Below are 5424 nucleotides of genomic sequence, written 5' to 3'. Positions count from 1 at the left end.
CGATCAGGCTGGTCCCGCCGTTGGCCAGCGGGCCGTAGACCACATAGCTGTGGCCCGTCACCCAGCCGACGTCGGCGGTGCACCAGAAGACCTCTCCCGGGCGGTAGTCGAACACCGCCTCGTGGGTCCAGCCGGCCCAGGCCAGGTAGCCGCCGGTGGTGTGCAGCACGCCCTTGGGCTTACCCGTCGAGCCGGAGGTGTAGAGGATGAACAGCGGATCCTCGGCGTTCATCGGCTCGGGCGGGCAGTCGGCGGAGACGCTGTCCTTGACGTCGTCCCAGACGATGTCGCGGCCGTGGACCAGCGGCACGTCGGCCCCCGTCCAACGGACCATCAGCACCTTGCCGACCCAGGGGCAGCTCTCCAGCGCCTTGTCGATATTGGCCTTCAGCGGCACGCGCTTGCCGCCGCGACGACCTTCGTCGGCGGTGATCACGAAATGCGAGGCGCAGTCCTGGATGCGGCCGGCGATCGAGTCCGGCGAGAAGCCGCCGAACACCACCGAGTGCACCGCCCCGATCCGGGCGCAGGCCAGCATCGCCACCGCCGCGATCGGGATCATCGGCAGGTAGATCGTCACCCGGTCGCCCTTCTGGACGCCCTGGTCCTTGAGGACATTGGCCATTCGGCAGACCTGCGCGTGCAGTTCGCCATAGGTGACCTTGAACGAGACGCCGGGATCGTCGCCCTCGAAGATCAGGGCCACGTCGTCCTTGCGGTGCGGCAGGTGGCGGTCCAGGCAGTTGACCGAGGCGTTCAGCACCCCGTCGGCGTACCAGCGGATGCGGAAGTCGTCCTTGGCGAACGAGACGTCCTTGATCCTGGTCGGGGCCTGGATCCAGTCCAGCCGGCCGGCCAGGTCGCGCCAATAGCCCTCGGGATCGGCCTCGACCCGGGCCAGGGCGGCCTCATAGCCGGCGGCGTCGATATGGGCCTTGCCCGCCCAGTCGTCGGGAACCGGAAAAACCTGTCCGTCGCTCACGCCGTCTACTCCCTTGGTCTTGTTGCGGCGGAGTTATGCGCGCCAGGCCCGGGATGACGGTAGGTCGGGGAAGGCGCGGAATCTCTCACCCCGGCTGCTTGGTGGTCCGCAGATAGGGCTTGTGGGTGGTCCAGCCGGCCGGGAACAGCCCCTTGGCGTCCTCGTCGCTGACCGAGGGGACGATGATCACGTCCTGGCCCTGCTTCCAGTCTGCCGGGGTGGCCACCTTGTGGGCGGCGGTCAGCTGCAGGGAGTCGATGACCCGCAGGATCTCGTCGAAGTTGCGGCCCGTGGTCATCGGATAAACCAGGATCAGCTTGAGGGTCTTGTCGGGCGCGATGATGAAGACGTTGCGCACGGTGGCGTTCGTCGCGGCCGTGCGGCCTTCCGAGCTCCCCGCCGTGTCGGCCGGCAGCATGCCGTAGAGCTTGGAGACCGACAGGTCGGTGTCGGCGATCAGCGGGAAGTTCGGGGCGAACCCTTGGGTCTCGGCGATGTCGGCGGCCCACCGGGCGTGGTTGTCGGCCGGATCGACCGACAGGCCGATCACCTTGACGCCACGCTTGTCGAACTCGGGCTTCAGGCGCGCCACGGCGCCCAGCTCGGTGGTGCAGACGGGCGTGAAGTCCTTGGGGTGCGAAAACAGCACCACCCACCGGCCGTCGGCCCAGTCGTGGAAATGGATCGGGCCTTCGGTGGTGTCCTGGGTGAAGTCGGGGGCGATGTCGCCGAGTTTGAGCGTCATGGACGGCTCTCCTGTCGCCAAAATGGGATCGGCTTGACCCTAGGATGGGCGTATTGCCGTGCCCAAGTTGTAGGCGCGCGCTTTCCCCAGCGCCGCTCAGGATTTCTCGCGGAGTTTCCAGCCATGCTGCTCGCCCTTTCGACCTGGCCCGAGATCGAGGCTTATCTGGCGACGTCGAAGACGGTGGTGGTGCCGATCGGCTCGAACGAGCAGCACGGGCCGACGGGCCTGCTGGGCACCGACTGGCTGTGCCCGGAGATCATTTCTCACGAGGCGTCCAAGTTGTCGGACACGGTGCTGGTGGCCCCGACCTTCAATGTCGGCATGGCCCAGCATCACCTGGCCTTTCCGGGGACGATCTTCCTGCGGCCCTCGACCTTCATCGCCGCGATCGGCGACTGGGTGCGGTCGCTGGGCGCCCACGGCTTCGAGAAGATCTATTTCCTCAACGGCCACGGCGGCAATGTCGCCTCGATCGAGGCGGCCTTCTCGGAGATCTACGCCGAGTACAGCTTCCGCCGGGAGCGTGCCCCGTTCGCTCTGAAGCTCAAGAACTGGTGGGACCTGAAGGGCGTGCTCAGCCTCGCCAACCAGCAGTTCCCGGTCGGCCACGGCAGCCATGCGACGCCGTCCGAGATCGCGGTGACCCAGTGGGGCTATCCGGACACCATCAAGGATGTCCCGTACGCACCGAAGATCGCCCCGACCGGCCCGATCCGCGAGGCCCTGGACTTCCGCGCCCGCTACGCCGACGGCCGCATGGGCTCGGACCCGGCCCAGGCCACGCCGGAAAAGGGCGGCGCGCTGGTGGCTCAAGCGGCCAAGTCGCTGATCGAGGACCTGGCGGACTTTTCGGCAGAGAAGCGGGTCTAGCGCGGGACTTCAACAACGTTTGTCATCCCGGGCGTAGCGAAGCGAAGACCCGGGACCGACGCCTGAGCGCCGCGCTTCATGGCGGCCCCGGATCTGCGCGCTACGCGCTTGTCCGGGACGACAATGTTAGTGTGATCGCGACGTCACCTACCGCGGAATTTCCGCGATCTTCGTCAGCGCCACCTGCCGGTACACCGCGGTGATCTCGAAATAGCGCCCGAACGCGCCGAAGAACTGGTCGGTGGCCTGCTTCACGCCCGGACCGCCAATCTCGCTGATGTCGTGCCAGTAGTCGTCCAGCACCATCATGCCGCCCACGCTGAGCAGGCTGGCGCAGAAGCACAGGTCGATCAGCACGGCCAGAGCCGTGTGGCTGCCGTCGACATAGATCAGGTCGAACTGCTCGCCGGCCGCCAGCATCCGGGGCAGCTCGTAGGTCGAGAAGCCCTTGCGGGCGCTCATCGACCGGAAGCCGGTCTTGGCCATGTTGCGGTGAAAGCGCGGCTCGACCGCGTGGTACTTCTCTTCCGGGTTCAAAGCCTCGTCGAACCAGGGGTCGATCACCGTCACGTCCAGCCGGCCGGGGATCAGCCAGTCCATGAAGGCCAGGTTGCGGCCCTCATAGGCGCCGATTTCCAGATAGCGGATCGGCGAGTCATCCCGCTTGGCGACGAAGTCGCGCAGCACGGGGGTGACGAACGGAATGTTGTTGGAGGCCCAGCCCGAGGTGAACTCGTAGCCGACCTTTTCGCTGTGGGCGTTGAAGGCCTCGACCACCGCGGGGTCGCGCTTGGCCAGCATGGTGCGGGCCAGGTTCGGGGCGAAGCGCGGATTGACCTTGGCGAACGAGCGCAGCTTGGCCCCCAGGCCGCGCGCATCGTGGGCGTCGGTCAGTTCGCCGTCGAAATTCGGATTGGACCCGTCGGCCATGGCGCGGTTTCCCGGTTTCAGTCGCGGGGAAGCTTAAGCCCGAGGGGTTAAGGAACGGTCAGGCGGTGAAGCTGGCGATAGGCCCCTTCAGAAGGGTGCTCCAGCCGGTGTGCAGCGTCTCGCCCCCATTGAAGTAGTAGGTCCAAAGCATCTCGGAGGGGGCAAGGGTCAGGCGCTCGGTGGTCGATCCGTCGGCCTGGGTCTCCAGCTGGATGTCGGCGATCGCCGCGTCGCGCAGGGCGACGGTGAACATCAGGACGCCGTTGCTCACCCGGTGCAGATAGGTGGGGCGCTCGCGGCCCTCGCCCAGGGGCTTGGACCGCAGGCAGAACTCGTAGAGCTTCACCGACAGGGCGTCGACGGGCTTGATCACGGTGAAGGTGGTCACCGGCGGCGCGGTCGCCGAGGCCGGCGCTTTCAGGTCCTGGCCGAAGGCGGTCAGCTGTACGCACTGGCTGGGATCGAAGCCGCCGATCACGGCGGCGGGCATGCCGTCGATCTTGGGATTGGCCGGGGGATAGACGATCTCCGGCTCGCCCGGCTGCAGCAGAATGATGTCCATGTCGCGCCCTGTCCCGTTCGGTTCGGGCGACCCTAACCTTGACCATGACGCTTGGCGACCGGCGTTCTCTCAGCTGGTGACGACGACGCCGTCCACCACCCGCACCGGCCACGGCGTCAGGCTGACGTTCTGGCAGGGACCGGCCACCATCGCTCCGTCCTCGATGCGGAACAGGGCCGCGTGGCCGGCGCAGAGGATCAGGTCGTTCTCGCGGGTCAGGAACCGGCCGTTCGGTCCGGCCAGGGGCCAGCCGGCGTGCGGGCAGCTGTCGACATAGCCGACCACCCCCTCGCCCCGCCGCACCACGAAGCCGGCGAACACCGCGTCCTCGACCCGGAAGCGGAAGCCGCGCGCGCCGGGCGAGGCGATCTCGTCCAGCGGGCACAGCGGAGTTCCGGACACGGGGCGGGCGGGGTTCACGGCGCGCCCTGTCCTGGGGCCGCGTCGATTCCCACCGGCCACTCGTGGATGTCGATCCGCGCGAACAGCCCGGCCTGGGTGTAGGGATCGGCGGCCGAGAAGCGCCGCGCGGCCGCCAGGTCGGCGCACTCAACCGCCATCAGCGAGCCGCACATCGCCCCCGCCTCGTCCAGCAGATAGGCCCCGAACCGGTACTGGGCCGCCTCGGCGCGGACATAGGCCAGATGCGCGGGCCGTGTCGCCGCGCGCAGCGACGCGGCGTCCGGCCGGTCCAGGCAATGCAGGGCGAACAGCGGCATGGCGGCTAGAGCGAGCCGATGACCACCCGCCAGGGATGGATCTCGACGCTCTCGAACACGCCCGCCAGGGTGTAGGGGTCGTTGTCGGCCCAGGTCCGGACGGCGGCCTTGTCGTCGGCCTCGAGGATCAGGATCGAGCCGTTCGGATTGCCTTCGTCGTCCAGCAGCGGGCCGGCCAGCTTCAGGTTCGGAGCGTCCTTCAGATAGTCCAGGTGGGTCGGGCGAGTGGCCAGGCGGGTCTCGAGCAGGCCGGGCTTGTCCTTGCAGACGATGGCGTAGAGCGGCATGGCGGTGGTCCTTGGCTTAGGTGGAAAGGCCCTGCGTCCTTCGAGGCCCGCTAAGCGGGCGCCTCAGGATGAGGAATTCAGTATTCAGTATAGGGCGGCTCACAAACTTCCTCATCCTGAGGTGCGAGGCGGAGCCGAGCCTCGAAGGACGCACGGCGCCTAGACTTCGGCCTTCAGCGGCCGCGACAGCAGGCCGAGAATAGCGCTGTCGACGTCGACCTCGCCGGCCAGGATGGCGGCGACGGCTTCGCAGATCGGGGTCTCGACCCCCAGCGAGCGCCAGGGCGCGGACGGCGGGCGCGGAGGCCACGCCCTCGGCCACCGAG

General features: G+C 67.9%; 8 protein-coding genes and 1 pseudogene. 1 reads left to right on the top strand and 8 read right to left on the bottom strand.

Annotation, left to right across the window (positions count from 1 at the left end; translation table 11 throughout):
* Both AC1DZ6_RS20010 and AC1DZ6_RS20005 read right to left on the bottom strand, forming a co-directional pair.
* On the bottom strand, positions 1-982 hold a 982-nt coding region (locus AC1DZ6_RS20010), incomplete at its 3' end, for an AMP-binding protein (RefSeq protein WP_477098889.1).
* A gap of 85 nt (positions 983-1067) precedes the next feature.
* Positions 1068-1727: a peroxiredoxin gene (locus AC1DZ6_RS20005; protein ID WP_477098888.1), complete on the bottom strand. Its 660-nt coding sequence runs from the start codon at positions 1725-1727 to the stop codon at positions 1068-1070.
* Between the two features lie 123 nt (positions 1728-1850).
* Here AC1DZ6_RS20005 and AC1DZ6_RS20000 point away from each other — a divergent pair, with 123 nt between their 5' ends.
* Positions 1851-2600 carry a creatininase family protein gene (locus AC1DZ6_RS20000; RefSeq protein WP_477098887.1) on the top strand — a complete coding sequence of 250 codons (750 nt, stop codon included), beginning with the start codon at positions 1851-1853 and terminating at the stop codon, positions 2598-2600.
* A 147-nt stretch (positions 2601-2747) separates the two neighbouring features.
* Here the strand turns inward: AC1DZ6_RS20000 and AC1DZ6_RS19995 are convergent, their stop codons facing one another.
* From AC1DZ6_RS19995 to AC1DZ6_RS19970, 6 genes and pseudogenes are all read right to left on the bottom strand, one after another.
* Positions 2748-3530: a class I SAM-dependent methyltransferase gene (locus tag AC1DZ6_RS19995; protein ID WP_477098886.1), complete on the bottom strand. Its 783-nt coding sequence runs from the start codon at positions 3528-3530 to the stop codon at positions 2748-2750.
* Between the two features lie 58 nt (positions 3531-3588).
* On the bottom strand, positions 3589-4092 hold the full coding sequence (locus AC1DZ6_RS19990; protein WP_477098885.1) for an Hcp family type VI secretion system effector: 504 nt from the start codon (positions 4090-4092) through the stop codon (positions 3589-3591).
* A 69-nt stretch (positions 4093-4161) separates the two neighbouring features.
* Complete coding sequence (locus tag AC1DZ6_RS19985; protein WP_477098884.1) at positions 4162-4512, bottom strand: Rieske (2Fe-2S) protein; 351 nt, start codon at positions 4510-4512, stop codon at positions 4162-4164.
* A complete protein-coding gene (locus AC1DZ6_RS19980; RefSeq protein WP_477098883.1) occupies positions 4509-4811 on the bottom strand; it encodes a YciI family protein in 303 nt (100 codons plus the stop codon). The genes AC1DZ6_RS19985 and AC1DZ6_RS19980 overlap by 4 nt, the downstream gene beginning before the upstream one ends.
* A gap of 5 nt (positions 4812-4816) precedes the next feature.
* On the bottom strand, positions 4817-5098 hold the full coding sequence (locus AC1DZ6_RS19975; protein ID WP_477098882.1) for a YciI family protein: 282 nt from the start codon (positions 5096-5098) through the stop codon (positions 4817-4819).
* A gap of 159 nt (positions 5099-5257) precedes the next feature.
* Positions 5258-5424 (bottom strand): annotated as a pseudogene (locus AC1DZ6_RS19970) (NAD(P)H-dependent glycerol-3-phosphate dehydrogenase); the annotation flags it as partial.

The organism is Caulobacter sp. P1_B12_2, assembly GCF_056406675.1.
This window is presented reverse-complemented; position numbering and strand designations above follow the sequence as displayed.

Excerpts from the sequence above, each read along its gene's own strand:
- AC1DZ6_RS20005 (WP_477098888.1), bottom strand. The coding sequence starts at position 1,727 with ATGACGCTCAAACTCGGCGACATCGCCCCCGACTTCACCCAGGACACC.
- AC1DZ6_RS20000 (WP_477098887.1), top strand. The coding sequence starts at position 1,851 with ATGCTGCTCGCCCTTTCGACCTGGCCCGAGATCGAGGCTTATCTGGCG.
- AC1DZ6_RS19995 (WP_477098886.1), bottom strand. The coding sequence starts at position 3,530 with ATGGCCGACGGGTCCAATCCGAATTTCGACGGCGAACTGACCGACGCC.
- AC1DZ6_RS19990 (WP_477098885.1), bottom strand. The coding sequence starts at position 4,092 with ATGGACATCATTCTGCTGCAGCCGGGCGAGCCGGAGATCGTCTATCCC.
- AC1DZ6_RS19980 (WP_477098883.1), bottom strand. The coding sequence starts at position 4,811 with ATGCCGCTGTTCGCCCTGCATTGCCTGGACCGGCCGGACGCCGCGTCG.
- AC1DZ6_RS19975 (WP_477098882.1), bottom strand. The coding sequence starts at position 5,098 with ATGCCGCTCTACGCCATCGTCTGCAAGGACAAGCCCGGCCTGCTCGAG.